This window comes from Roseovarius bejariae, assembly GCF_009669325.1.
GTDB lineage: Bacteria > Pseudomonadota > Alphaproteobacteria > Rhodobacterales > Rhodobacteraceae > Roseovarius > Roseovarius bejariae.
Map to the genome: position 1 here is coordinate 143,845 of NZ_SZWE01000002.1, position 25,492 is coordinate 169,336.

The 25,492-nt window shown below is 61.2% G+C and carries 30 protein-coding genes and 1 riboswitch; of the genes, 18 read left to right on the forward strand and 12 right to left on the reverse strand.

Annotated features, from left to right (window positions below):
- The first annotated feature begins 75 nt into the window (after positions 1 to 75).
- From FDP25_RS14680 to FDP25_RS14690, 3 genes are all read left to right on the forward strand, one after another.
- A complete protein-coding gene (locus tag FDP25_RS14680; RefSeq protein WP_343032079.1) occupies positions 76 to 654 on the forward strand; it encodes an OmpA family protein in 579 nt (192 codons plus the stop codon).
- Between the two features lie 11 nt (positions 655 to 665).
- Complete coding sequence (locus FDP25_RS14685; protein ID WP_154153953.1) at positions 666 to 971, forward strand: hypothetical protein; 306 nt, start codon at positions 666 to 668, stop codon at positions 969 to 971.
- 154 nt (positions 972 to 1,125) lie between these two features.
- On the forward strand, positions 1,126 to 2,136 hold the full coding sequence (locus FDP25_RS14690) for a PhoH family protein (RefSeq protein WP_154153956.1): 1,011 nt from the start codon (positions 1,126 to 1,128) through the stop codon (positions 2,134 to 2,136).
- Between the two features lie 6 nt (positions 2,137 to 2,142).
- On the opposite strand, the gene FDP25_RS14695 is transcribed toward FDP25_RS14690, so the two are convergent.
- The gene (locus FDP25_RS14695; protein WP_154153958.1) at positions 2,143 to 2,796 is read right to left on the reverse strand and encodes a Fe2+-dependent dioxygenase; all 654 of its coding nucleotides are present in this window, start codon (positions 2,794 to 2,796) and stop codon (positions 2,143 to 2,145) included.
- Between the two features lie 7 nt (positions 2,797 to 2,803).
- A complete protein-coding gene (locus tag FDP25_RS14700; protein WP_154153961.1) occupies positions 2,804 to 3,622 on the reverse strand; it encodes a hypothetical protein in 819 nt (272 codons plus the stop codon).
- Between the two features lie 106 nt (positions 3,623 to 3,728).
- Here FDP25_RS14700 and ybeY point away from each other — a divergent pair, with 106 nt between their 5' ends.
- From ybeY to trmB, 5 genes are all read left to right on the forward strand, one after another.
- Complete coding sequence (gene ybeY / locus FDP25_RS14705) at positions 3,729 to 4,217, forward strand: rRNA maturation RNase YbeY (RefSeq protein WP_154153964.1); 489 nt, start codon at positions 3,729 to 3,731, stop codon at positions 4,215 to 4,217.
- A 45-nt stretch (positions 4,218 to 4,262) separates the two neighbouring features.
- Positions 4,263 to 5,162 carry a hemolysin family protein gene (locus FDP25_RS14710; RefSeq protein WP_154153968.1) on the forward strand — a complete coding sequence of 300 codons (900 nt, stop codon included), beginning with the start codon at positions 4,263 to 4,265 and terminating at the stop codon, positions 5,160 to 5,162.
- Between the two features lie 3 nt (positions 5,163 to 5,165).
- Positions 5,166 to 6,695 carry an apolipoprotein N-acyltransferase gene (lnt, locus tag FDP25_RS14715; RefSeq protein ID WP_154153971.1) on the forward strand — a complete coding sequence of 510 codons (1,530 nt, stop codon included), beginning with the start codon at positions 5,166 to 5,168 and terminating at the stop codon, positions 6,693 to 6,695.
- 40 nt (positions 6,696 to 6,735) lie between these two features.
- Positions 6,736 to 6,784, forward strand: a riboswitch (SAM-SAH riboswitch).
- Positions 6,785 to 6,790: 6 nt separating this feature from the next.
- A complete protein-coding gene (metK, locus tag FDP25_RS14720; RefSeq protein ID WP_154153974.1) occupies positions 6,791 to 7,957 on the forward strand; it encodes a methionine adenosyltransferase in 1,167 nt (388 codons plus the stop codon).
- 108 nt (positions 7,958 to 8,065) lie between these two features.
- Positions 8,066 to 8,782, forward strand: a complete 717-nt coding sequence (gene trmB / locus FDP25_RS14725) for a tRNA (guanosine(46)-N7)-methyltransferase TrmB (RefSeq protein ID WP_154153977.1) — start codon at positions 8,066 to 8,068, stop codon at positions 8,780 to 8,782.
- Between the two features lie 22 nt (positions 8,783 to 8,804).
- Here the strand turns inward: trmB and FDP25_RS14730 are convergent, their stop codons facing one another.
- Positions 8,805 to 9,977 (reverse strand): FAD-binding domain-containing protein, encoded by a 1,173-nt coding sequence (locus FDP25_RS14730; RefSeq protein WP_343032080.1) that lies wholly within the window; start codon positions 9,975 to 9,977, stop codon positions 8,805 to 8,807.
- A gap of 198 nt (positions 9,978 to 10,175) precedes the next feature.
- On the opposite strand from FDP25_RS14730, the gene FDP25_RS14735 reads away from it, so the two are divergent.
- The 5 genes from FDP25_RS14735 (at position 10,176) to FDP25_RS14755 (ending at position 13,565) form a co-directional block, all read left to right on the forward strand.
- A complete protein-coding gene (locus FDP25_RS14735; RefSeq protein WP_154153981.1) occupies positions 10,176 to 10,814 on the forward strand; it encodes an ATP-dependent Clp protease proteolytic subunit in 639 nt (212 codons plus the stop codon).
- Positions 10,815 to 10,957: 143 nt separating this feature from the next.
- A complete protein-coding gene (clpX, locus tag FDP25_RS14740) occupies positions 10,958 to 12,220 on the forward strand; it encodes an ATP-dependent Clp protease ATP-binding subunit ClpX (protein WP_154153983.1) in 1,263 nt (420 codons plus the stop codon).
- A 137-nt stretch (positions 12,221 to 12,357) separates the two neighbouring features.
- Positions 12,358 to 12,741, forward strand: a complete 384-nt coding sequence (locus tag FDP25_RS14745) for an NADH:ubiquinone oxidoreductase subunit NDUFA12 (protein WP_154153986.1) — start codon at positions 12,358 to 12,360, stop codon at positions 12,739 to 12,741.
- Positions 12,742 to 12,753: 12 nt separating this feature from the next.
- Positions 12,754 to 13,209, forward strand: a complete 456-nt coding sequence (gene mlaD, locus FDP25_RS14750; RefSeq protein ID WP_154153988.1) for an outer membrane lipid asymmetry maintenance protein MlaD — start codon at positions 12,754 to 12,756, stop codon at positions 13,207 to 13,209.
- Positions 13,206 to 13,565: a DUF2155 domain-containing protein gene (locus tag FDP25_RS14755; protein ID WP_425500528.1), complete on the forward strand. Its 360-nt coding sequence runs from the start codon at positions 13,206 to 13,208 to the stop codon at positions 13,563 to 13,565. The genes mlaD and FDP25_RS14755 overlap by 4 nt, the downstream gene beginning before the upstream one ends.
- Here the strand turns inward: FDP25_RS14755 and aat are convergent.
- Positions 13,529 to 14,179, reverse strand: a complete 651-nt coding sequence (aat, locus tag FDP25_RS14760) for a leucyl/phenylalanyl-tRNA--protein transferase (RefSeq protein WP_154153990.1) — start codon at positions 14,177 to 14,179, stop codon at positions 13,529 to 13,531. The genes FDP25_RS14755 and aat overlap by 37 nt on opposite strands.
- A 92-nt stretch (positions 14,180 to 14,271) precedes the next feature.
- Here aat and FDP25_RS14765 point away from each other — a divergent pair, with 92 nt between their 5' ends.
- On the forward strand, positions 14,272 to 14,961 hold the full coding sequence (locus FDP25_RS14765) for a class I SAM-dependent methyltransferase (protein ID WP_154153992.1): 690 nt from the start codon (positions 14,272 to 14,274) through the stop codon (positions 14,959 to 14,961).
- Positions 14,962 to 15,061: 100 nt separating this feature from the next.
- Here FDP25_RS14765 and accC read toward each other — a convergent pair whose 3' ends face one another.
- From accC to FDP25_RS14780, 3 genes are all read right to left on the reverse strand, one after another.
- Positions 15,062 to 16,411 (reverse strand): acetyl-CoA carboxylase biotin carboxylase subunit, encoded by a 1,350-nt coding sequence (accC, locus tag FDP25_RS14770; protein ID WP_154153995.1) that lies wholly within the window; start codon positions 16,409 to 16,411, stop codon positions 15,062 to 15,064.
- Between the two features lie 10 nt (positions 16,412 to 16,421).
- Positions 16,422 to 16,922 carry an acetyl-CoA carboxylase biotin carboxyl carrier protein gene (accB, locus tag FDP25_RS14775; RefSeq protein WP_154153998.1) on the reverse strand — a complete coding sequence of 167 codons (501 nt, stop codon included), beginning with the start codon at positions 16,920 to 16,922 and terminating at the stop codon, positions 16,422 to 16,424.
- 170 nt (positions 16,923 to 17,092) lie between these two features.
- Entirely contained in the window at positions 17,093 to 17,635 is a 543-nt protein-coding gene (locus tag FDP25_RS14780) for a helix-turn-helix domain-containing protein (RefSeq protein WP_154154001.1), read from the reverse strand.
- A gap of 121 nt (positions 17,636 to 17,756) precedes the next feature.
- Here FDP25_RS14780 and queC point away from each other — a divergent pair, with 121 nt between their 5' ends.
- The 4 genes from queC to queF are packed head-to-tail and all read left to right on the forward strand — an operon-like array spanning position 17,757 to position 20,012.
- On the forward strand, positions 17,757 to 18,455 hold the full coding sequence (gene queC / locus FDP25_RS14785) for a 7-cyano-7-deazaguanine synthase QueC (RefSeq protein WP_154154004.1): 699 nt from the start codon (positions 17,757 to 17,759) through the stop codon (positions 18,453 to 18,455).
- The gene (gene queD / locus FDP25_RS14790; protein WP_154154007.1) at positions 18,455 to 18,811 is read left to right on the forward strand and encodes a 6-carboxytetrahydropterin synthase QueD; all 357 of its coding nucleotides are present in this window, start codon (positions 18,455 to 18,457) and stop codon (positions 18,809 to 18,811) included. Before queC ends, queD begins: the two co-directional genes overlap by 1 nt.
- Positions 18,790 to 19,536: a 7-carboxy-7-deazaguanine synthase QueE gene (gene queE / locus FDP25_RS14795; protein WP_154154010.1), complete on the forward strand. Its 747-nt coding sequence runs from the start codon at positions 18,790 to 18,792 to the stop codon at positions 19,534 to 19,536. Before queD ends, queE begins: the two co-directional genes overlap by 22 nt.
- Positions 19,537 to 19,547: 11 nt before the next feature.
- Positions 19,548 to 20,012 (forward strand): preQ(1) synthase, encoded by a 465-nt coding sequence (gene queF / locus FDP25_RS14800; RefSeq protein ID WP_154154013.1) that lies wholly within the window; start codon positions 19,548 to 19,550, stop codon positions 20,010 to 20,012.
- Between the two features lie 31 nt (positions 20,013 to 20,043).
- On the opposite strand, the gene FDP25_RS14805 is transcribed toward queF, so the two are convergent.
- From FDP25_RS14805 to FDP25_RS14825, 5 genes are all read right to left on the reverse strand, one after another.
- Positions 20,044 to 20,316, reverse strand: a complete 273-nt coding sequence (locus FDP25_RS14805; RefSeq protein WP_154154017.1) for a glucose-6-phosphate isomerase — start codon at positions 20,314 to 20,316, stop codon at positions 20,044 to 20,046.
- Between the two features lie 394 nt (positions 20,317 to 20,710).
- The gene (acs, locus tag FDP25_RS14810; protein ID WP_154154020.1) at positions 20,711 to 22,660 is read right to left on the reverse strand and encodes an acetate--CoA ligase; all 1,950 of its coding nucleotides are present in this window, start codon (positions 22,658 to 22,660) and stop codon (positions 20,711 to 20,713) included.
- Positions 22,661 to 22,745: 85 nt separating this feature from the next.
- Positions 22,746 to 23,501, reverse strand: coding sequence for an ABC transporter ATP-binding protein (locus FDP25_RS14815; RefSeq protein ID WP_154154023.1), 756 nt, complete (start codon positions 23,499 to 23,501; stop codon positions 22,746 to 22,748).
- Between the two features lie 15 nt (positions 23,502 to 23,516).
- Positions 23,517 to 24,272 (reverse strand): ABC transporter ATP-binding protein, encoded by a 756-nt coding sequence (locus tag FDP25_RS14820; RefSeq protein WP_154154027.1) that lies wholly within the window; start codon positions 24,270 to 24,272, stop codon positions 23,517 to 23,519.
- Positions 24,273 to 24,284: 12 nt separating this feature from the next.
- Positions 24,285 to 25,490, reverse strand: coding sequence for a branched-chain amino acid ABC transporter permease (locus FDP25_RS14825; RefSeq protein ID WP_154154030.1), 1,206 nt, complete (start codon positions 25,488 to 25,490; stop codon positions 24,285 to 24,287).
- Between the last annotated feature and the right edge of the window lie 2 nt (positions 25,491 to 25,492).

A 25,492-nucleotide genomic window follows, 5' to 3' on the forward strand; every position in this document is an offset into this window, starting at 1 on the left:
GTTAGAGTGAAGGAATAATTCGTTGGGGGGTGGCCATTTTGTCGCTCCCGTGGGGGAATAAAAAGGACAGTGGCTGTGGCGAAAGATATTTCCAAGACAGTTCGCAGCGTTCTGGGGGGGCTGGCTGCCGTCGCCCTCGGACTTGCAGTTTCGGCGGACGCCGGGCTGGCGCAGCAAACGCAGCGTACCGTGAAGGGTGAAATTTACACCCCTGGCATCTGGGTCGATCCCGATGGTTGTGAACACTGGGTGATGGACGATGGCGTCGAAGGCTACATGACGCCCCACGTCAACCGTCAGGGCATCCCGGTCTGCCGTCGCGGCAAGGTGTGCGGCGTCATGGACTCGGATCAATATTTCGCCACCGACAGCGCCCGGATCAGCCCCGCAGGCCAGCGGCGGCTTCAGGAGTTCTTCCAGCAAACCGGCGCCGTGTCCTACATCATCACCGGCCATACCGACAGCCGCGCCTCGGACAGCTACAACATGCGGCTGTCCTACCGCCGGGCAAACTCGGTCGCTCGCGTGGCGCAAGGCGTGGGCGCCCGTATCGCCGATGTCCGCGGCTACGGGGAACGTATGCCGAAGGCAACCAACAACACGGCAGCTGGCATGCAGCAAAACCGCCGCGTTGAAATCATCTGCATCAACTAGGGGGCGGTCCAATGAAATATGTGAAACTCATGCTAGCCGTGCCCGTTGCCGGGCTTCTGGCCGCCTGCGATGCAGGCCCCGACAAGGCCTATGATCGCCAGTTCTTCGATCGTGACCACCTGAGCAGCATGCGCGCCGGTATCTGGGTCGATCCCAACGGTTGCGATCACTGGATCATCGACGACGGGGTCGAGGGCTACCTTTCGCAACGTCTCGACAAATACGGCAAGCCGGTCTGCTCCGGCACGGCCCCGCCCACCGTCGCCACGGGCGACTTCAAGCAGGGCTCGACCGGCCTCATCGGGGATCCGCTCTGATCAATACGCCGAACATATGCCAGCAAAGACAGCCGCAGGGTCGCCCCCTGCGGCTGTTTTCGTCTCAAATGCGTGACAATTCATCCGCCGCCCTTGCGCCCGCCCGCGCAACTTGGCACCCTTTTCCCATAAGCTGCCAACCTTGGAGAGTTGATTGAACACCACCGTGCTGCCTCCGCCCGACGATGCCCTGCACGAAGAGGCGATAGAATTCCCCGACAACCGTTTGTTGATCGACCTGTGCGGCGAATTCGACCGCAACCTTGCAGACATCGAACAGAAAATGGGCGTGCAGATATTGCGCCGCGGAAATCAACTCGTCGTCATGGGCGACGAGGCGGCCGCCAAGGAAACCATCGAGGTTCTGACCGCCCTTTATCAGCGCTTGGAGACCGGCAAGCCGGTCGAGGCGGCGGATGTGGATCGCGAATTGCGCATGGACAGTGGAGACGATGGCACCGGCACCCGCGACGGCGATCAGCTTGAGATGTTCAAGGGCGGCACGGTCGAAATCAAGACCCGCAAGAAACTGGTCGAACCGCGCACCGATGCGCAGAAATCCTATGTCAAATCGCTCTTTGCCAATGAACTGGCCTTCGGCATCGGCCCGGCGGGCACCGGCAAGACCTACCTCGCCGTGGCCGTGGGCGTGTCGATGTTCATCGAAGGCCATGTCGATCGTATCATCCTGTCGCGCCCCGCGGTCGAGGCGGGCGAGAAACTGGGCTACCTGCCCGGGGACATGAAGGAAAAGGTCGATCCCTACATGCAGCCGCTCTATGACGCGCTGAACGATTTCCTGCCCGGCAAGCAACTCGCCAAACTGATCGAGGAAAAGCGCATTGAAATTGCGCCGCTGGCCTTCATGCGGGGCCGGACACTGGCCAATGCCTTCGTGGTGCTGGACGAGGCGCAAAATGCCTCCTCCATGCAGATGAAGATGTTCCTGACCCGGCTGGGGGAAGGCTCGCGCATGGTCATCACCGGCGACCGCAGCCAGATCGACTTGCCGCGCGGCGTCACCTCCGGGTTGCACGACGCCGAGCGCCTGCTGAAACACATCCCCAATATCGCCTTCAACTACTTCTCGGCCAAGGACGTGGTGCGCCACCCGCTGGTGGCCGCGATCATCGAGGCCTACGACAAGGATTCACAACCCGGTTAGGGCCGCCTATTGCGCCCACATCCTCAAAAGGTTCGACCGGGCCTTGGACAGCGTCTGAACCTGTGCCGCATCCCCGGCCGCCTCGGCGGCGCTCAATGCCTGCCACAGGTCGAACAGAACCTCACGCCGTGCCGCGTCCTGCACCCAACTGGTGATCCAGCCCACGACGACCAATCGCGCCCCGCGCGTCACCGGCTCCACCCGGTGCAGGGTCGTCGAGGGGTATAGCACCATCTCGCCCTGATCCAGCTTGAACTGCCGCTCCTCCACCCGGTCGGCCATCGTCAGGGCGCCGCCGTCATAGCTTTCGGGATCTGACAGGAACAGGGTAAAGGACACATCCGTGCGCCCCCCGGCCATAAGCGCGTTATCCACGTGATCGCCATATTGCCCGCCGCCCTGCGTGCGGCTGACCAGCATCCCGGCAAAACCGCGCGGATAGGCGGCGGCCTGCACCACCGGATGCGACAGCATCGCCGCCTTGACCTTGTCCAGTACCGCGTCGGTGTCGCGCCCCGGTGCCGCCTGTTGGTTGTCTTTCACGCCGCGCGCCGTGCGCCCCGCCGTCTTGCTGCCATCCTCGAAGGGCAGGGCCAAGGCCGCCTCGTGCAGAACCTGCACCGTCGCCGGGGTCAGAAGATCACTGATAACCAAGGGCATCCCGGCCTCACTTGTGCCGAAGCGCGATGATCTCGATCCACCCCGCCGCGGCACTCAGGGCCGAGGTGTCCTTGGCTGCCGTTTCGGCCGTCAGGCCGGGGTAAAGCGCCGCGATCCCCTGCAACCGGTCCAGCACGGCTTGCCCGGCCTCGGTCTCGTCGGTTGTGCCGCCCGCGATCATGGCCTGTGCCCGCTGCTCGGCGGTTTTGTAAAAGCCCCAGCTGTCGCGGTATTCCATCGCGACATCGACACGCCCCTCGGCATCGACCCCGCCGCCATATTCCGCGGCGGCCAGCGTCATGAGCTTGTGCATGGCCATCAACCGCTCATGCAGCGTGGCCCCCGAGGCGTCTGCCGTCTTCGATACGGCCTCCAGCAAGGCACTTAACGCCGCCTCGACATCGGCCTCCGGGGCATCCGCTGCGATTGCGTCGGTAAACTGTTTGGCCAAGCCATCGAATTCGGGCGCGTCATATTCCGCCAGCTCAGGTTCGATATCCTCGTAAAAGGCATGATGCGACAGCTCCAGGTGCTCGCGTGCCTTGTCATGGGCCCCGTGGCGGTAAAGCTGCGCCGCGATCCGATAGGTCCCCTCGAAATACCCAAGCTGTGTCAGGAATTTTGCAGGACCCTCAAGAACTTGGGTCACGCCCGCTTCGCCGGCCTCTCCCGATTCGCCTGCTTCCCCCGACTCGCTGGCCAATGCGGCCTGCGGCATCATCGCGGTCATGGTGGCGGGGGTGAGGGCGGCAAGCCCCGCTGCCGTCGCCGCTGCCCATTTGCGCGGGCTGACCCGGCGCGTGGTGGATGTCTTGCGTTCGGCCATGGGGACCTCCTTTAATCTTACTGTTGTAGTCAGGTATTCTGGGCGATGTCATACTGTCAAGCGTTTTCCCCTGTCCTCGCCCCCGCGAACAGGCTACATCCCGCGCATGACGACCGAGGTGATCATAGAAGACGACCGCTGGCACGCCTGCGGCTTCGAGGCATTGGCCCGCCGCGCCCTCGACGCGGTGTTGGACCACCTCGGCCTCGACCCCGAGGAGTGGGAGATCGCCGTGCTGGCCTGCGATGACGCGCGCATCGCCAGCCTCAACGCCGATTTCCGCGAAAAGCCCACCCCCACCAATGTCCTCAGCTGGCCCAGTGAAGAGCGGGGCGTCGAATCCCCCGGCGACACGCCCGCCTTGCCCGAACCGGGACCGGACCCCGAGCTTGGCGACATCGCCATCGCCTATGACACCTGCGCCCGCGAGGCTGCCGAACAGGGCAAGCCGCTGGCCGATCACGTCGCGCATCTCATGGTGCACGGGGGGCTGCACCTTCTGGGCTACGATCATATCCGTGACGAAGATGCCACTTTGATGGAAGCAACCGAAGTGGCGATACTTGGCAAACTGGGTCTTCCTGACCCATATTGAGCATATGACCGGGGGCCGCGCCCCCACCAACCGGACAAAGAGACCATGGGCGACAGTACCGAAGACTCCTCTAACGCAGCGCAACGCGCGCAGCCCGAAAACGGGCACGATCACAGTAACGAGGACCAAGGCGGGTTTTTCCGCCGCATCATCGGCGTCCTGACCCACGGCGAAGATGAGACCCCAAGCGACGAGACCGACGGCGACAGCCGCCCCCGGGACACAGGCCCCGGCATGGGCAACCTGCGCGACATGGCGGTCGAGGATGTCGCCATCCCCAAGGCCGAAATCCTCTCGGTGCCCTCCGACATCACCAAGGACGAACTGGTGCAGGTCTTCCGCGACAGCGGGTTGACCCGCCTGCCGGTCTACGAGGGCACGCTCGACACGCCCATCGGCATGGTGCACCTCAAGGATTTCGCGCTCAAGCACGGCTTCAACGGCAAGGGCGGGCGGTTCTCGCTCAAGAACACCCTGCGCCCGCTGCTCTACGTGCCCCCCTCCATGCCCATCGGCGTTCTGCTGCAAAAAATGCAGAGCGAGCGGCGCCACATGGCGCTGGTCATCGACGAATACGGCGGGGTGGACGGGCTGGTCACCATCGAGGACCTGATCGAACAAGTCGTGGGCGAGATCGAGGACGAACACGACCTCGACGACGATCAACTCTGGACACAGGAACGCCCCGGCGTCTACCTTGCCTTCGCCAAGACGCCGCTGGACGAATTCGAAGAGGAAATCGGCCAGTCCCTCACCGAGGCCGAGGAAATCGATGAAGAGGAAATCGACACGCTGGGCGGTCTGGTCTTCATGCTTCTGGGCCGGGTGCCGGTGCGCGGCGAGGTGGTCGAACACCCCGCCGGCGTCACCATCGAAGTGACCGAGGCCGACCCCCGCCGCATCAAGCGCCTGCGCGTCCGCATGCCCGAGGCACAGGAAGGCTAACCCATGCCGAACGCCGCCCCGCGCCCGAGGGACAGCGCCTTGCATCTGCGCCCCCGCTGGCGTTTGGCACTGCTCTTCGCGCTTGGGGCGATGGCGGCCACGGGGCAGGCGCCGCTTGGCCTCTGGTGGCTTTCCATCCCGGCCTTCGCGGCCTGCTTTGCCGTCCTGTCCGCGCGGCCCACGTGGCGCGCGGCGGCTTGGGGCGGCTGGGCCATGGGCGCGGGCTATTTCGCCCTGTCGCTCAGCTGGATCATCGAGCCGTTTCTCGTCGATATCGCCCGCCACGGATGGATGGCGCCCTTCGCGCTGTTCGGCATGGCGGGGGGGCTGGCGCTGTTCTGGGCGCTGGCCGCCGGGGTGGCCCATGCCCTGCGCGGCAGGGCCTTGGGGCTGGCCGCGGCTCTCACCCTTGCCGAGGCCCTGCGCGGCACGCTTTTCACCGGCTTTCCATGGGCGCAACCGGGCCACGCCCTGATCGACACCGCGCTTCTGCCGCTGGCCTCCCTCACGGGGTCCCTCGGCCTCACCTTCGCCGTCCTCGCCGCCGCCACGGCGCTGGCCGCACTCCTGACCGGCCCGCGCCTGCCCGGCGCGCTGGGCCTCGCCGCCTTCGCCGCCCTTTTCGGCATCGTACCGCAACTGCCGCCCGCGCCGCCGATACCGCAAGACGCCCCCACCGTCCGCCTGATCCAGCCCAACGCACCCCAGCACCAGAAATGGGACCCGGCCCATATCCAGACCTTCTTCGACCGCCAGATCGCCTATACGTCTGAGGTGGGGCAGGGCAGCAACACGCGCCCTGACCTTATCGTCTGGCCGGAAACAGCCATCCCCGTGCTTCTGAACAACGCCCAACCCACGTTGGACACGATCGCGCGCGCCGCGCAGGGTGCGCCCGTGGTCCTTGGCCTGCAACGCCGTGACGGGCTGCGGCTTTTCAACTCTCTCGTGGCGCTCGATCCTGCGGGCAAGGTCACCGCGCTTTACGACAAGCACCACCTCGTGCCCTTCGGCGAGTACATCCCATACGGCGATTACGCCCAGAAACTCGGGATCACAGCCTTCGCCGCGCAACGTGGCAATGGCTACACCGCAGGCCCCGGCGCACAGGTGATCGACCTCGGGCCGCTGGGCCGCGCCCTGCCGCTCATCTGCTACGAAGGGGTGTTTCCGCAGGATGTGCGTGCCGCGCCCGCGCGCGCCGATGTCATGCTGCTCGTCACCAACGACGCGTGGTTCGGCCGCCTCTCCGGCCCCTACCAACACTTGGCCCAGGCCCGCCTGCGCAGCGTCGAACAAGGGCTGCCGATGATCCGCGTGGCCAATACCGGCGTTTCGGCCATGATCGACGCGCGGGGCCGGGTCACGGCGCGCATCCCCTTGGGGCAGGCCGCATGGCGCGACGCGCCCCTGCCTCCGCCCATGGCCCCCACGCCCTATGCCCGCATGGGCGATTGGCCCATCCTCGCGGCGCTTCTTGCCGTGCTGGCCCTGTCGTGCCTCTACAACAGGCGCCCCCGCCCCGGGACTTAGCGATTGACGCCACCCGCCCTTGGGCGTAACCACCTCTGGACCCCCGTCACAACGGCTTCCTGGCGTGACGGCAGACATTCAATGGAGCACCTTACATGTCCCGACATAACTATATCTTCACCTCCGAATCCGTCTCGGAGGGCCACCCCGACAAGGTCTGCGACCGCATTTCCGATGCTATCCTCGATGCGCTGATCGCCGAAGAGGCCAATGCGCGCGTGGCCGCCGAAACCTTCGCGACCTCCGGCATGGTCGTCATCGGGGGCGAGGTCGGGCTGTCCGATCAGGAAATCCTGCGCAACTACATGGGCCGCATTCAGCAGATCGCCCGCGATTGCATCCGCGACATCGGCTATGAGCAGGAAAAATTCCACTGGAACACCTGCCATGTCCTGAACTTCCTGCACGAACAATCCGCCCATATCGCCCAGGGCGTCGATCGCGACGGGGCAGGGGATCAGGGCATCATGTTCGGCTATGCCACCAACGAGACCGATGCACTCATGCCCGCGCCGATCCAGTTTTCCCACGCCATCCTGCGCCGTCTGGCCGAGGTGCGCAAATCCGGCGCCGAACCCACCCTGCGCCCCGATGCCAAAAGCCAGGTTTCCCTGCGCTACGAAGACGGCAAGCCGGTCGAGGTGATGCAGATCGTCCTCTCCACCCAGCACGAAAGCGAAGATCAAAGCAGCGATGACATCCGCGCCATCGTCGAGCCCTATATTCGCGAGGTCCTGCCCGCCGACTGGATCACCGATAAAACCGAATGGTGGGTCAACCCCACCGGCACCTTCGTCATCGGCGGCCCCGATGGCGACGCGGGCCTGACGGGCCGCAAGATCATCGTCGATACCTACGGCGGCGCGGCTCCCCACGGCGGCGGGGCGTTTTCCGGCAAGGACCCCACGAAGGTCGACCGCTCGGCTGCCTATGCCGCGCGCTATCTCGCCAAGAACGTCGTCGCCGCCGGCATGGCCGAACGCTGCACCCTGCAACTCTCCTACGCCATCGGGGTCGCCAAGCCACTGTCGATCTATGTCGACACCCACGGCACCGGCGAGGTCGGCGAGGAAGCCATCGAAAAGGCCATCCGCCAGTCGATGGACCTCACCCCGCGCGGCATCCGCGAGGCACTGGATCTTAACAAACCGATATATCAGCGGACGGCGGCCTATGGCCACTTCGGCCGCGAGCCCGAGGCCGATGGCGGCTTCAGCTGGGAACGCACCGATCTGGTCGAGACCCTCAAGAAAGCCGTATGATTTTCGCCCGCCCCGAGGGTGTTTCGTACGACTCGTACGGTTCACCTTCGGCGCGGTTCGATTTTCGTACGAAACTCACGTACAAAACGTACGAGTCGTACAAAAGTCATGACCTCAGATAAGCATCCCTCCGGCGCCCCGTGGCGCAACTTCTATGGCCGCTTCAAAGGCAAGGGCCTGCGCAAATCGCAGGAGGCCTACCTTGACGAAGACCTCGCCAAACTGTCCCCCGGGGCGGTCGGTTGGGACGTGAACCCCGATCGGGAACCCATTGATTTAAAATCTCTTTTTGGGGATAAGGATGTTTGGCTTGAGGTCGGGTTCGGCGGCGGAGAGCACATGGTTCATCAGGCCGTGCAGAACCCCGATGTGGGCTTCATCGGCTGTGAGCCGTATATCAACGGCGTCGCTATGCTCCTGGGCAAGATACGCGACTCCGGGGCACAAAATATAGCGGTTCATCCCGGTGATGCCCGCGATATGTTCGATGTTCTGCCCGAGGAGAGCATCACCCGCGCCTTCCTGCTTTATCCCGATCCATGGCCCAAGAAACGCCACCACCGCCGCCGTTTCGTCACGCCGGAACATCTGGAACCACTCTCTAAGGTGCTGAAAAAAGGCGCAATTTTTCGTGTGGCAACGGATATTCCCGACTATGTCCGCCAAACGCTGGAGCAAGTGCCCCGCCACGGTTTCGAATGGCTTGCCGAAAGCCCAGCGGATTGGCGAACCCCTTGGAATGATTGGATTTCTACCCGGTATGAGCAAAAGGCCCTGCGCGAAGGCCGGGTGCCGCATTACCTGACATTTCGCAAGACCGGCTGATAACCCTTTGATATGGATGAATTTATATCCCCATCTCATCCAGAAACGCGGGGATATTGTCCTTGAACCGGAAAAAGCCGTGGGTTGCACGGGGCCAAGTCATTGAATCGTAAGGGTTAACTACCCTTACAAGGGATATGTTCAAGGGCAATAACCGCGTTTCCAGGTCATCCAGAACCTCCTTGGCAGGACCGGTTGAGCCATAGGAGGTAACCACTTGATCTAATTCGTAGTTTTTGGCCCAAGATAAAATGGGATCAAGGGTTGTATGCAGCCCCCCATCCTCACCAATACGCTCCGCCCAACGGTTGGCGGTATCCTCAAGGGCGTTTTTGGCAAAACCGATCACGTCTTCCGAGATCGCCAAGGGTGACCGTTGTTCACAGGTCAATAAACGCGTGAACGAGACTGGGCAAGCTCCTGATTTGAAAAGAGGTTTCAGGTTCAAGTCGTCATCATGCACCAGAACGCCCACGCGCCCTGAGGGCCTCCAATCGATGTTTTGGGGCGCTTGGCCTCTGGGCGGGTGTCCGTCACTGTAAAGTGGCTGAGCCGTGCCCGCCAACCCTTTGGGATAAAACCTGTTTTTCGTGTATTGGCGAATGTTCTCAGGCCGTGCCAAATAGGTCTTGCCGATGGTCTGCAATCCACCCACCCAACGCCAGCCAAGCGTGTTCGAGGCCGGATCGCCATCCAGAAGGTGCCGCAAGAAGAAATCCGCGCCCAGCTCCCAAGGCAGATTTAATGTGTGAATCCAAATAGATGCAAACCACATCCGCGCATGGTTGTGCAGGTATCCAGTGGCGCGCAATTCCTTGGCCCAGTGGTCGAAACAGTCGATCCCCGTCTCACCCCTACAGGCATCTTCCCATTGTCGCCGCACCCCACTTTCGGTTTTGGTCCGGTTCAAGGCCCGCGCAAGCCCGGCACGGTACTGCGCCCATACCTTCGGGCGCAATTCCAACCAACCTTTCCAATAACTTCTCCAGAAAACTTCATGTACGAATTTTTCCGCGGAACTGCGAGAATGGTGGCTCAAAACTGTGCGCAAAACCTCCTCTTCCGATATCAAACGATGCCGGAGATAGGGCGACAGGCCCGAGACATGCGCATGCCGCCCTTGTCCAAGATCATAGTTGCGCAGCCGGGCGTATTCCCGACCGCTATGAGGTGCAAATGCTTTGAGGCGTTCCAAGCCTTTGTTTCTACTTGGGAAAAACATGGCGCAGGCTCCGCATTCCATATCGACGTGTGGGACATAGCCCGGTGCGCTGCGGGATCAATATGGCATATAAAACACAGGCTGCGCCCCTTGCAGCTACCCCTGTGCGCCACTAAGACTCCGTTAGTATTTGATCTTTAAGATCCCTCCACACTTACAGGCAGGCGGACTATGACAGACCCATTCGAGACTTACATGAATACCCTCGTCCCCATGGTGGTTGAACAAACCAGCCGCGGCGAGCGCGCCTATGACATCTTCTCGCGCTTGCTCAAGGAGCGGATCATTTTCGTCAACGGCCCCGTTCACGACGGCATGTCGAGTTTGATTGTGGCGCAGCTACTACATCTTGAGGCGGAGAACCCGAAGAAGGAAATCTCCATGTACATCAACAGCCCCGGTGGCGTGGTCACCTCGGGCCTGTCAATCTACGACACGATGCAATACATCAAACCCAAGGTCAGCACGCTGGTCATTGGGCAGGCGGCCTCGATGGGGTCGCTGTTGCTGACCGCCGGGGCCGAGGGGATGCGCTTTTCCCTGCCCAACAGTCGAATCATGGTGCACCAGCCCTCGGGCGGCTACCAGGGGCAGGCGACGGATATCATGATTCACGCCGAAGAGACGCTCAAGCTCAAGAAGCGGCTCAATGAAATCTACGTGAAGCATACCGGCCAGACCCTCAAGAAGGTGGAAGACGCGCTGGAGCGTGACAACTTCATGTCGCCCGAAGAGGCCAAGAAATGGGGTCTTATCGACGAAATCGTCGAAAACCGCGCCAAGGGCGATGGTGACGACGAAGACAAGTAACCAGGCCATCGCGCCCTGCAGGGCGCGATGATTTTTGACATTGTGGTGGTGTTTCACCTGTCTTAAGCTGGTCGGAACAGGACGAAGACTAGGCGGCGCGTGAGCGGCCGCAAAACCGGGGCGCAAGGCCTGAAAGGTACGTTATGGCGAACAACTCTGGCGGTGACAGCAAGAACACGCTTTATTGCAGCTTTTGCGGGAAAAGCCAGCATGAGGTGCGCAAACTGATTGCCGGACCGACAGTGTTCATCTGTGATGAATGTGTCGAACTGTGCATGGATATCATCCGCGAGGAAACCAAGAGCGCGGGCCTGAAATCCAGCGAAGGCGTGCCCACACCGCAGGAAATCTGCCAGGTGCTTGACGACTACGTGATCGGTCAGGCCATGGCCAAGCGTGTCCTCTCGGTGGCGGTGCACAACCATTACAAACGCCTCAACCACTCCGGCAAAAGCGATATTGAACTGCAAAAGTCCAATATCCTCCTGATCGGGCCGACGGGCTGCGGCAAGACGCTTCTGGCGCAGACGCTGGCGCGCATTCTGGATGTGCCCTTTACCATGGCCGATGCCACGACGCTGACCGAGGCGGGCTATGTCGGCGAGGACGTGGAAAACATCATCCTCAAACTCTTGCAGGCCAGCGAATACAACGTCGAACGTGCGCAGCGCGGCATCGTCTATATCGACGAGGTCGACAAGATCACGCGCAAATCCGAGAACCCCTCGATCACCCGTGATGTCTCGGGCGAGGGGGTGCAGCAGGCCCTTCTGAAACTGATGGAAGGCACCGTTGCGGCCGTACCCCCGCAGGGCGGGCGCAAGCATCCGCAGCAGGAATTCCTGCAAGTGGACACCACCAACATTCTGTTCATTTGTGGCGGGGCCTTTGCCGGGCTCGACAAGATCATCGCGCAACGCGGCAAGGGCAGCGCCATGGGCTTTGGTGCCGATGTGCGCGACGTGGACGAACGCGGCGTCGGCGAGATCTTTACCGATCTGGAGCCCGAAGACCTGCTCAAGTTCGGCCTGATCCCGGAATTCGTGGGGCGTCTGCCCGTCATCGCGACGCTGGAAGATCTGGATGATGACGCGCTTGTCACCATCCTGACCGAGCCGAAGAACGCTTTGGTCAAGCAGTATCAGCGCCTGTTCGAGCTGGAAGACGCGCAACTGACCTTTACCGACGATGCGCTCAAGGCCATTGCCAAGCGGGCGATCGAACGCAAGACCGGCGCACGCGGGTTGCGCTCGATCCTCGAAGATATCCTCTTGAATACCATGTTCGACCTGCCGGGCATGGAGGGTGTCGAAGAGGTGGTGGTGAACGAAGAGGCGGTGACCTCGGACGCGGCGCCCCTGATGATCTATGCCGACCAGAAAAAGGAAGGCGCAAGCGCCGGGTGAGGCCCGCTTGCAGCAAGGATCAGAAAGCCCTGCGCAGACCGGCGCGGGGCTTTTTCTTTTGCAGGGTCACAGCCGTCGACCACTGGACTTTGCCCCGGCAATTCGCCATACAGGCATCACGTTATCAGGAGATACTCATGGGCATTCTCAACACTCTTCTGCGGTCCGTAACTTGGTGGAACGGGCAGACGCTCAACACGCAGTTCTACACTTGGCGCAAGGGCGTCAAGGTGGGTGAGGACGAGCAGGGCAACGTGTTTTACCGTGACCGCGAGGACAAGCGCCGTTGGGTGATCTTCAACGGTGAGGCCGAGGCCAGCCGGGTCAGCCCCGATTGGCACGGATGGCTGCACCATACCTTCCAAGAGCCGCCCACTGACCGCCCGCTTGTACACAGGTCATGGGAAAAACCGCATGAGGAAAACCTGACCGGGACAGCGCTTGCCTATGCGCCCGCCGGATCGATCCGCCGTCCGGCCCCGGTCGAACGTCGGGATTACGAGGCCTGGACCCCGGAATAAGGCCACACGCCCATGTCTGAAAACACCACCGAAGTGATCGTAGGCGGCGCTGTTCTGGCCGTTGCCCTTGGGTTCCTTGTCTATGCCGGGCAAGCCACCGGCCTGTCCAGCGCGCAGGGCGAATACGAACTCGCCGCCAGTTTCCGTAGCGCCGATGGCGTCGACGTGGGCACCGATGTGCGCATGGCCGGCGTCAAGGTTGGTCGCGTGACTGGCATTGAACTTGACCCGACCACCTATCGCGCCAGCACCGTCTTTACCGTGCAGGAGGGCATCGAAGTGCCCGACGACAGTGCGGTCTCGATCAGTTCCGAGGGCCTCTTGGGCGGCAACTATGTTGAAATCCTGCCCGGCGGCTCACCATTCTATTTCGAAGCCGGAGATGAAATCGAGTTCACCCAAGGCTCCGTCAGCCTTGTGTCCCTCCTGATGAAATTCGTGGCAGGGGATGAGGGTAACGGCGAATGATGCGTCTGGCCTTTGCCTTGACGATGCTTCTCTGTGGCAGTGCCGCAGCCCAACAGGCCGTGGACAAGGGCACAGGGGCAGTCCTGCGGGGGCTCGACAAGGTTGGTGGTCATGTCGTGGACATGACCCTTCGCAACGGGGAAAGCTCCAGCCTTGGCCGTTTGACCGTTCGCCTGGGGGAATGCCGCTATCCCGAGGGCGACCCGGCCGCCGATGCCTATGCCTTCCTCACAGTTGAGGAAGAGGGCCATGAGGCCCCGGTCTTCCAAGGTTGGATGATTGCGTCATCTCCCGCCCTGAACGCCATGGAGCATGCCCGTTACGACGTTTGGGTCATGCGCTGCAAGACGGACTGAGGGTCATTGCAAAGTGCAACGGCGTGGATGTCAGCCTGCACCTGGAGCGCCTCGTGTAATCGCCTGTGATATTCGGCCCGCGAAACCTCGATCGCGCCTAATGTGGTGAGATGCGGTGTGATGAACTGCGTGTCGAACAGGATGAACCCGCAGCGGATCAGGTGATCGGTCAGATGCGCCAAGGCAAGCTTGGACCCATCCCTGCGGGGGGACACCATGCTTTCCCCGAAAAAAGCGCCAGCAAGACTGACGCCATAGACCCCACCGGCCAGCTCGGACCCTTCCCAAATCTCAAGCGAATGCGCGTGGTCCAATTCGTGCAAGGCCCTGTAGAGCCTGTGAATTTCCGCATTGATCCACGTCTCCTCGCGATCGGCACAGGCCGTTACCACCGCGTCGAAATCGTGGTTCAGGGTGACTTGATAGTCACCTTTGCGCATTCGTCGCCGTAGCGACCGCGAGATATGAAAAGATTCAAGCGGCAGGATACCGCGCCGACGCGGATCGACCCAGAACACCTCGGGGTCGTCGCGATGCTCGGACATGGGAAAAATGCCCGCGGCATAAGCGCGAAGCAAAAGCTGGGGTGTCAGGGTCGCGTCTTGGTCATTCATCGCAATTCTAGGGATTTTCCCGTGGCGGATTAACCTTTCAGTATCCGCACATCGCGTAGCCCTGCAAGGGTGGGGCGTGAAAGGAGAGTTCAATGTCGTTTCATCAGCATGTACCGGGCGGGTTTCTGGACAGCGAAGTGAACTTGATGGCCAACCGGGTTCAGGCGCGGCACGCGATGCTGGTGGATGTATTCCGCCATATCATCGCGGATTCCACTGTGATGCTACTTGGTGCGGAAGATGGGCGATGGTGCTATACCTTTGCCGCTGCCGGGGCTCTTCAGGTTGTCGGGGTCGAATCCAGCTTCGATTTGGTCGAGCGTTTCTCGCGCCTGCCCGACGTGGGGATGCGCGAACGTATCGAGATGCGGTATGCCACGCCAGTCGAGGAACTCTACAAGGATGCCGAGGCCGGGCGCACCTATGACGTGGTCGTCTTGTTCGATGTCCTCGAAAACGTCAGTGATCTATACGAGCTTTTGCATCACATCGCGGCGGTCAGTCCGCGCTTGGTTGTGATCGACGGGCTGTTCGCGGTCACTGAAGAGGCCGTTTTGATGATCGAGCGTCACCGCGGCCCTGTGCATGATGGGGTCAAGCAGCAACGTTTGATCCCCAGCCGTGGGGCCATCACACTTGCTGCCGAAGACACCGGTTTCGCTGTGGATTGGGTCGATTGGCGGCAGATACCGGAAGATTCCCGTCTGGGGTTGTCGGATTACTACCAATCCGGCGCTCAAAGACGCTTCAGCCTGATCCTGACGCCAAATGAAGACGACTAGACCGGGCTTGCGAACGTTCCAAAGACCCATGCAGCGCGAGACGGTTTTTGAAACGCCAACAGGTCCTGAATCAACAGGCCCCCAATGCGGGGGCCTGTCCTTAATCTTGAAGGTTGGTTTCCAACCAGTGCTCCAGCCAGTGAATGTTGTAGTCACCGGCGAGGATGTCTTCCTCCTGTAGCAGGGCATGGAAAAGCGGCACAGTGGTATCGACCCCGTCCACGATCAACTCCCCAAGGGCACGGTTCAATCTGGTCAGGGCGCCGCGGCGGTCCTGCCCATGGACGATCAACTTGCCGATAAGCGAGTCATAGTACGGCGGGATGCTGTACCCGTCGTACAGTGCAGAATCCATGCGCACGCCAAGGCCCCCGGGGGCGTGAAACTGGGTGATCTTGCCGGGGCGGGGCGAAAACTCGGGCAGTTTCTCCGCGTTGATGCGTACTTCGATGGCATGGCCGTTGATCTTGAGGTCGTCTTGCGTGAACGACATCGGGTGGCCTTCGGCCACGCGGATTTGCTCCTGCACCAGATCGACACCGAAAATCGCCTCGGTCACCGGGTGTTCCACCTGCAAACGGGTGTTCATTTCGATGAAGTAGAACTCGCCGTTTTCATAAAGGAACTCGATGGTGCCCGCGCCGGTATAATTGATCTTGGCCACGGCATCTGCGCAAATCTTGCCGATGCGCGCGCGCTCTTCCTCGGTGATGCAGGGGCCGGGGGCCTCCTCGAACACCTTCTGGTGGCGCCGCTGAAGCGAACAGTCGCGTTCGCCCAAATGCACGGCATTTCCCTTCCCGTCGCCAAAAACCTGAATCTCGATATGGCGCGGCGTGGTGAGGTATTTCTCGATATAAACCTCATCGTTGCCAAAGGCGGCCTTGCCCTCGGAGCGGGCCGTCATGAAAGCATGTTCCATCTCGGTGGCGTTTTGCGCCACCTTCATGCCGCGCCCGCCACCACCGGCAGTCGCCTTGATGATCACCGGATAGCCGATGTCCTCGCCCAGTTTCTTGGCCTCGTCGAGTGAGGCCACACCACCATCCGAACCGGGCACACAGGGCACGCCCAGGTTTTTCATGGTGTCCTTGGCGGTGATCTTGTCGCCCATCACCCGGATATGCTCGGCCGTGGGACCGATGAAGGTCAGGTCATGATCCTCGACGATCTGCACGAAATTCGCGTTTTCCGACAAAAAGCCATAGCCGGGATGAATGGCCTGCGCCCCAGTCACCTCACAGGCGGCGATGATCGCGGGGATCGACAGGTAGCTGTCGGTGCCCGGCGGCGGGCCGATACAGACCGATTCATCGGCCATGCGCACGTGCATGGCGTCGGCATCTGCGGTGGAATGCACCGCGACGCTCTGAATACCCATCTCTCGGGCCGCGCGAATGACGCGCAGGGCAATCTCACCACGGTTGGCGATAAGGATCTTGTCGAACATGAGGTGATCCTTATTCGATGATCATCAGTGGCGCGCCATATTCCACGGCGGCGCCGTCTTCGACGAGGATACGTTTCACGGTGCCGCCGCGTGGGGCGGGGATGTGGTTCATGGTTTTCATGGCCTCGACGATCAACAGGGTATCACCTTCGGCCACCTTGTCGCCTACGCTGACGAAGGACGGCGCGCCCGGTTCGGCCTGCATATAGACCGTGCCCACCATCGGCGAGGTCACCGCACCGGGATGGCTGGCCGGGTCTTCGACCGGGGCGCTTTCGGCAGGCGCTGCTGCGGGGGCGGCGGGTGCAGCGGCAGGGGCCGCTTGCGTGACAGCCGGGGCAGGGGCGCTGACCTGTGCCACGGTTTCCTGGCGGCGGCTGACCTTGACGTTGAGCGAGTCGTTTTCGCCGTAGTCCCTTTTGACCGCAAGCTCGGTCAATTCGTTGTCGTTGAGCACTTCGGCAAGAGCCTTGATGAAGGCGACATCGGAGTCATGGGTTTTGTTCGGCATCGGGTTCCTCGACCGTTGCGGCAGTTTTGACAGGTCTACCGCGTTCATGATTTTGGCCGCTTATAGGGCAAGCGTTTGCCTGAGAAAAGTAGGCAATCGTCCTGCAAAATGGGCTAATCCACATCGGATTGCGAGGGGGAAAATTAAAAAAGCTGACCCAACGTCGCCTTTCACAGCGGCATGCCGGACAATTTGGCCACCAACTCGGCCAGTTTCCGCGCGCCGAACTTCTCCAGCAGGCGCGCGCGATAGACTTCGACGGTGCGGTAACTCAAGCCCAGTTCAAGGCCGATTTCCTTGGAGGTCAGCCCCCGGCAGGTCAGGATCGCCACCTCGCGCTCGCGCTGTGTCAACTCCACCAACGGGCGTTCCTCAGACAGGTCGGCAAATGACCAGATGCCACGCTGGAACGGATCGTCGGGGGTAAGCGATTGCCCGCGCACCCGGCACCAGAACAGCGTGCCGTCGCGACGCTTCATCACCCGCTCGTCAGAATAGCGCCCGGTCTCGCGCATTGCGGCAAGCGCGCGCTCGCCAATTCGGCTGTAATCCTCGATCGACGGATAATAGCGCGCCAAGGGGACACCGGCATAATCCGCCGGGCTGTCGCCAAAGATTGCCGCGAATTGCAGGTTCACATGCCGAATGATCCGGTTTTCCAGCACGGCAAGGCCCACCGGGGCGTGATCGAAGGCAAGCTGTGTGTTTTCCATATCCGCTTTATGCCCGGGAAATGCTGCATATGCAAAGGTCCGGCGCTTGCCAAAACCCGCCAAACCCCTTAGATGCGCCCCATGCGGTCGCAGCCTACCCGCTCAAAACAAGGACTAAATAATGAAAACTCTTGTCATCTGCTCGGGCGGGCTGGATTCCGTCACGCTTGCCCACAAGGTCGCCGCCGAACGCGAATTGGCGGGGCTGGTGTCGTTCGACTATGGCCAACGCCACGCCAAGGAACTCGACTCCGCCGCCGCCTGCGCCGCGCGCTTGGGCGTACCGCATCACGTGATCGATATTCGCGGCGTCGGCGCGGCGCTCTCCGGCTCGGCGCTCACCGATGATCTGGACGTGCCCGATGGCCATTACGCCGAAGACACCATGAAGGTCACCGTCGTGCCCAACCGCAATGCCATCATGCTGGCCATCGCCTTCGGCATGGCCGCGGCGCAAAAGGCCGGGGCCGTCGCGGCGGCTGTCCACGGCGGCGATCACTTCATTTATCCCGATTGCCGCCCCGGCTTCATAGACGCCTTCCAAACCATGGAAAACAAGGCGCTTGAGGGGATGGGCGAGGTTGAACTTTACACCCCATTCGTCACCATCTCGAAGGCCGAGATCGTCACCGAAGGGGCCAGGCACGCGACCCCCTTTGCCGAAACATGGTCCTGCTACAAGGGCGGCGATCTGCACTGCGGGCGCTGCGGAACCTGCGTGGAACGGCGCGAGGCCTTCCACCTTGCCGGCATCGAAGACCCCACAGACTACGCCGACCCCGATTATTGGCGGCAAGCCACCGGAACGGAGGGCGCGTGATGTACACGATCACCAAGGAATTTCACTTTTCCGCCTCGCATCAACTTTTCGGCCTGCCCGAAGGCCACCAATGCGCGCGCCTGCACGGCCATAACTATATCGTGGTGGTGGAACTGAAGGCCGAGGACCTGAACGCCCACGGTTTCGTGCGTGACTACCTCGATCTGGCACCGCTCAAACGCTATATCGACGACGAGTTGGACCACCGCCACCTCAATGACGTGCTGGGCGATGACATGGTCACCGCCGAACGTATGGCCAAGCATTTCTACGACTGGTGCCGTGCCAAATGGCCCGAGGTCAGCGCCGTCAAGGTCAGCGAAACCCCCAAGACATGGGCGGAATACCGGCCGTGAGCGACGACACCACCATCCGCGTCTCCGAGATTTTCGGGCCGACCATTCAGGGCGAAGGCGCCCTGATTGGCGTGCCCACGGTTTTCGTGCGCACCGGCGGCTGCGATTACCGTTGTAGCTGGTGCGACAGCATGCATGCCGTCGACAGCGCCTATCGCGACACGTGGAAACCGATGGCGGCCGAGGATGTGATGGCCGAGGTGGAGGCGCTCTCGGGCGGCACGCCCCTGACGGTGACGCTTTCGGGGGGCAATCCGGCGATCCAACCTTTCGGCCCGCTGATCGAGATGGGCCATGCGCGCGGCTACCGCTTTGGCCTCGAAACCCAAGGCAGCGTCGCGCGCGATTGGTTTGCCGACCTCGATATGCTGGTGCTCAGCCCCAAACCGCCCTCCAGCGACATGCAGGTGGATTGGGAGATTTTCCAAGCCTGCGTTGAGGCCGGGCAGGGGGCCGACACGGTCCTGAAAATCGTGGTCTTTGACGAGGCGGATTACCTCTGGGCGCGCGATGTGGCCGCGCGCTACCCTGATCTGCCCGTCTACCTGCAACCCGGCAACCACACGCCCCCGCCGCCCGAGGATGACAGCGCACTGGTGGACCAAGAAGGTGTGGATGCGCGCATGCGCTGGCTGGTGGACCGGGTAATTGCCGACAATTGGTACGAGGCGCGCGTCCTGCCGCAGTTGCATGTCATGCTCTGGGGCAACAAACGCGGCGTTTGAGGAGAGAGACAATGAGCGACGATATTTACCAGAACCTCACCCAATTGGGCAGCGACACGGTACAGCCGCAAAGCCCCGACGAGGCCGAGCTTGAACGCGTCCAGAACCCGCAGGCCGATGTGGCCTATAACGTGCGCTTCGTGGCGCCTGAGTTCACCTCGCTCTGCCCGATGACAGGGCAACCCGATTTCGCGCATCTTGTGATTGATTACGTCCCCGGCGAATGGCTGGTGGAAAGCAAATCGCTCAAGCTGTTCTTGGGCAGCTTCCGAAATCACGGGGCTTTCCACGAAGATTGTACCGTGACCATCGCCCGCCGTCTGGCCGATTTCCTTGAGCCGCAGTGGCTCCGTATCGGGGGCTATTGGTATCCACGCGGCGGCATCCCGATTGATGTGTTCTATCAGACCGGGCCACAGCCCGAGGGCGTCTGGATTCCCGATCAGGGCGTACCGCCCTATCGTGGGCGGGGCTGAGAGGCCCCACCCGAATGCGCGCTATGCGCGATCAGCGGCAGGGCGCGCGATAATAGGTGCCGTCGCCATTTGCGTAGGCGCAGGTGTTGTTGGTGCGGTTCCGCGCCACCAGAGCACCCGCCGCAGCCCCGGCAAGGGTTGAGACCACGACCCACTCATTGTCCGCGCCAAGAACCTTGGCGCTGACAAGGCCAAGACCGCCCCCGACAAGCGCGCCGGTCATTTCGCGTTCCTGTTCGACCGTCATGCAACCGGCAAGGCCGGTCAGGGCCACGAGGCCAAGTACTTTGATGCTGATCTTCATAATGTCTCCTTCATCTTTTGAAGTGCCCGCCAATCCTAGCATGGAGGCATGGGACATCGTGGCGGAAATCATGGTTGATCAATGCTCATGCGCGAATATTTGCTGACGTGTTTAATGGGGGTGCCCCGTTGTTTGTCCTTACTCGGGCGAAACGTACGAAACGCGCGTACGTTTCGTACAACTTTCCCCGTACGCCCTGTTAATCCGCCGGGGTGCAGTGAAAAATACCGACGCCATACCGACGTTATGCCGACGCGATGCCGCTGGAGATTTTTGTTGTTAACCAATGGCTTGTGGGTGATTCGCACGAATCTGACCTTCGGGCCGGGGAGAGCCGAAAAAAATCCCCGCACGACGGATCGCGCGGGGACTTTCATCAGCGATGTCCGCCAACTCAGTCGCGGTTCATCCGGTTTTCGATCAACTCGTCCACAACGCTGGGGTCGGCCAGTGTCGAGGTGTCGCCAAGACTGCCATAGTCGTTCTCGGCGATCTTGCGCAGGATGCGGCGCATGATCTTGCCCGACCGGGTCTTGGGCAGGCCCGGGGCCCACTGGATGAGGTCCGGCGCGGCAATCGGGCCAATCTCTTGGCGGACCCAGGTACGCAGCTCCTTGCGCAGGTCGTCGCTAGGCTCCTCGCCCGACATCAAGGTGACGTAGCAATAGATGCCTTGTCCTTTAATATCATGGGGGTAGCCGACCACGGCGGCCTCGGCCACCTTCGAATGGGCGACCAATGCGCTTTCCACTTCCGCGGTGCCCATGCGGTGGCCCGAGACGTTGATCACATCGTCGACTCGGCCCGTGATCCAGTAATCGCCATCCTCATCCCGACGGCAGCCGTCCCCGGCAAAGTAGTAGCCTTTGTAATCCGAGAAATAGGTTTTCTGGAACCGCTCATGATCGCCCCAGACGGTGCGCATCTGCCCCGGCCAGCTGTCTTTCATGCACAGCACGCCTTCGGTTGGGTACTCGTGGATTTCCTCACCGCTGGTGGGTTCAAGCACCACGGGCTCTACCCCGAAGAAGGGCTTCATGGCCGAGCCGGGCTTGGTCGCATGGGCGCCGGGCAGGGGGGTCATCATGTGGCCACCTGTCTCGGTCTGCCACCATGTATCGACGATCGGGCAATTCCCTTTGCCAACAACCTCGTTGTACCAGTTCCAGGCTTCGGGGTTGATCGGCTCACCCACGGTGCCCAGAACCTTCAGGTCGCTGAGGTCATATTTTTCAACGAATTCAGTGCCTTGCCCCATCAGTGCGCGGATGGCGGTCGGGGCGGTGTAGAACTGATTGACCTTGTGCTTTTCGCACACGGCCCAGAACCGGCCGGCATCCGGGTAGGTGGGGACGCCTTCGAACATCAGCGTGGTCGCGCCATTGGCCAGCGGGCCATAGACGATATAACTGTGCCCGGTGACCCAGCCCACATCGGCAGTACACCAGAAGATATCGCCATCGTGGTAATCGAAGGTGATTTCATGCGTCATCGAGGCCCAAACCAGATAGCCGCCGGTCGTGTGGACCACGCCCTTGGGCTGCCCGGTCGACCCGGAGGTGTAAAGGATGAACAGCGGATCTTCGGCGTTCATTTCCGCGGGCGGGCAATCGGCGTCGACCTTTTCCAGCTCTTCGTGCAGCCAGTAATCATCGTTCGAGCGCCAAGCGATCTGATCGCCGGTGCGCTTGACAACAAGGCATTTCACGTCGTCGGTGTCGTGCAGCAGGGCCTGGTTAACGTTGTCTTTCAGCTTGGTGCGGCGGCCACCGCGCGGTGCGGTATCGGCGGTGATGACCAGCTTGGCATCACAACCGTTGATCCGTGCGCCAAGGGCGTCAGGCGAAAAGCCCGCGAAGACGATGGAGTGAATGGCCCCGATCCGGGCGCAGGCCAGCATGGCATAAGCCGCTTCCGGGATCATCGGCAGGTAGATCACCACGCGGTCCCCCTTGCCAATGCCGAGGTTCTTGAAAACATTGGCCATTTTGCAGACGTTCTCGTGCAGCTCATTATAGGTGATGTGCTGCGCTTCGTCCGTGGGGTCATCGGGCTCCCAGATGATCGCGGTCTGGTCGCCTCGTGTGGCAAGGTGACGATCGATACAGTTGGCCGCGACGTTCAGGCTGCCGTCTTCGAACCATTTGATCGAGACGTTGCCGAAGTCGTAGTTGACGTTCTTGACCTTGGTGAAAGGCTTGATCCAGTCCACACGCTTGCCATGTTCGTTCCAGAAACCTTCGGGGTCCTTGATCGAGGCGGCGTACATTTCCTCGTACTTCGCGGCGTCTACGTGAGCATTCGCAACCAATTCGGAGGAGGGGGGATAAGTTTTGTCAGACATGTCAGACCTTTTTGTCATAATACGGTCAATGGTTAGGGACCTGCCCGGTAGGATGCAACCCTAGGTCCGGGCAGGGGCGCGCGCATTAGATCGCCAGATACTCAGCGCGCAGTTCTTCATTTTCAAGGACTTCTGCAGCCGATCCATCGAAAACGATGGAGCCGGTATCAAGGATCACCGCGCGGTCCGCCAGTTCCAGGGCGCGGACGGCATTCTGTTCCACCAGAACCGTGGTGATACCCTGTTCCTTGATGATACGCAGCGTTTTCTCGATTTCGTCCACGATCACCGGCGCGAGGCCCTCATAGGGTTCGTCCAGCAGGAGAACCTTGATATCGCGCGCAAGGGCGCGGGCAATAGCCAGCATCTGCTGCTCGCCCCCCGAAAGGGTTATGCCCTCTTGCTTGCGGCGCTCGCCGAGGCGGGGAAACAGCTCGTACAGGCGTTCGATCGACCAACCGATGGGCGGTGCGATCTGGGCCAGTTCAAGGTTTTCTTCGACCGTCAGACCGGGAATGATGCAGCGATCCTCGGGCACAAGGCCGATCCCCGCCGCGGCGGCCTGATGGCTTTTCATATTGTGAAGCGGCTGGTGATCCAGCCAGACTTCACCATGGTTGACCTGCGGGCTGTCCATGCGCGCAATCGAGCGCAGCGTGGTGGTCTTTCCGGCCCCGTTCCGGCCCAGAAGGGCAAGGATTTCGCCCTCGTGGACGTTGAAGCTGATGCCTTGGACGATGTAACTTTCGCCGTAGTAGGATTGCATATCCCAGACCGACAGGAAGGCCGGAGCGGTTTCGGCGTAGTTCTTGCCCTTGGAGAAATCGGGTTTGACGTTCATCTCGTGATCTCCTTCTTACGCCGTTTCGCCAAGATAGGCTTCGCGGACCTTCGGGTGGCCCTTGATCTTGTCCGGCGTGTCCTCGACCAGCGGTGTGCCCTGCGCCAGAACGGTGATCCTTTCCGCAAGACTGAACACAACATGCATGTCATGCTCAATGATCGCGATCGTGATGTCACGTTCGTCCTTGATCTGCTTGAGCAGGTCGATGGTGTTGTTGGTGTCCGCCCGGGCCATGCCCGCCGTCGGCTCATCCAGAAGCAACAGACGTGGCTCCTGCGCAAGACACATGCCGATCTCAAGCCGCCGCTTGTCGCCGCGGCTCATCGAGGCGGAATGCATATGCCGCTTGTCTGCCATGTTGAGGCTTTCCAGCATATGTTCGGCGTGCTCCACGATCCCTTTCTCGTTGGCGGTGCCTTCCAGGGCATGCATGCGGAAGGCTCCGTCGCGCTTGGCAAAGATCGGGATCATCATGTTTTCCAAAACAGTCAGGTCGCCGAAGATTTCTGGCGTCTGAAACACCCGCGAGATGCCCATCTGGTTGATCTCGTAAGGCTTGCGCCCCAGTACGCTTTGGCCGTCGAACATGACGCTGCCAGTGTCCGGGATCAGCTTGCCCACCAGACAGTTGAGCAGGGTGGACTTGCCAGCCCCGTTGGGGCCGATGATCGCGTGGCAGGAGTTCTCTGCCACGCTGAGGTTGACGTCGCCAAGGGCCTGAAGGCCACCGAAGCGTTTGTTGACGTCCTTGACTTCAAGAATGCCCATCGTTGGCCCTCCTTATTCCGCGGGTTCGGTGCTGGTGGATTTATCGGACTTGTCATCGTTTCTCTTGCGGCGGAAGGCGCGCGCGATACGTTGACCGCCCTCCACAAGCCCGCCAGGCAGGAAGATGACGACCAGCATGAACAACAGGCCCAGTGTCAGGTGCCAGCCCTTGCCGATGAAGGGGTGGATCAAGGCCACGACCACATCTTCAAGACCGTCTGGCATGAAGCTGACCCAGTTGTGCAGAACGTTGTCGTTGATCTTCGAGAAGATGTTCTCGAAGTACTTGATGAAACCTGCGCCCAAGACCGGGCCGATCAGGGTGCCGGCGCCGCCCAGGATGGTCATCAAAACCACCTCGCCCGAAGCCGTCCACTGCATCCGCTCGGCCCCGGCCAGAGGGTCCATCGAGGCCATCAGGCCGCCCGCCAGACCGGCATACATGCCCGAAATCACGAAGGCCGCAAGTGCGTAGGGCCGTGCGTTCAGGCCGGTGTAGTTCATCCGGGTGTTGTTGGACTTGATCGCGCGCAGCATCATCCCGAAGGGCGAACGGAAAATCCGGATCGCGAGGTAGAAACTAAGCAGCATGATGATTGCGCACAGGTAGTACCCGGCGTTGAATTGAAAAGACCAGGGTCCAAGCGCCATTTCGTAGGTCGACCGCATCTCAAGGCCAAACAGGTTGGTCACCGGAATGCCGCCATCTACCGAGGCACTGGCGCCCAGAATACGCGGGTCGTCCAACGTCAACTGCAGGCCGGTTTCGCCGTTGGTGATCGGCGTCAGGACCGAATAGGCGAGGTTAAAGCTCATCTGTGCGAAGGCCAGTGTCAGGATCGAGAAGTAGATGCCCGACCGGCGAAGAGACACGAAGCCGATCAGCAGAGAGAACAGTCCCGCCACGATAACCGACAGGATGATCGCCGGCAGCACGTTCATGCTGAGCAGTTTGAACATCCAGACGGCCGAGTAGGAGCCGACCCCCAGAAAGGCCGCGTGACCGAAGGACAGGTAGCCGGTCAGACCGAACAGGATGTTGAACCCGATGGCGAATATCCCGAAGATGACGAAGCGTTGCATCAGGTCCGGGTAGCCAGCGTTGAACTGCGCCATTGCGCTGTCCGCCGGGAAGGGGTTGAGGATAAACGGCGCGCCCAAGGCGAGGACCGCAGCGATGATCAGGAGAGACGCGTCTTTTTTGTTCAATCCCAGCATGG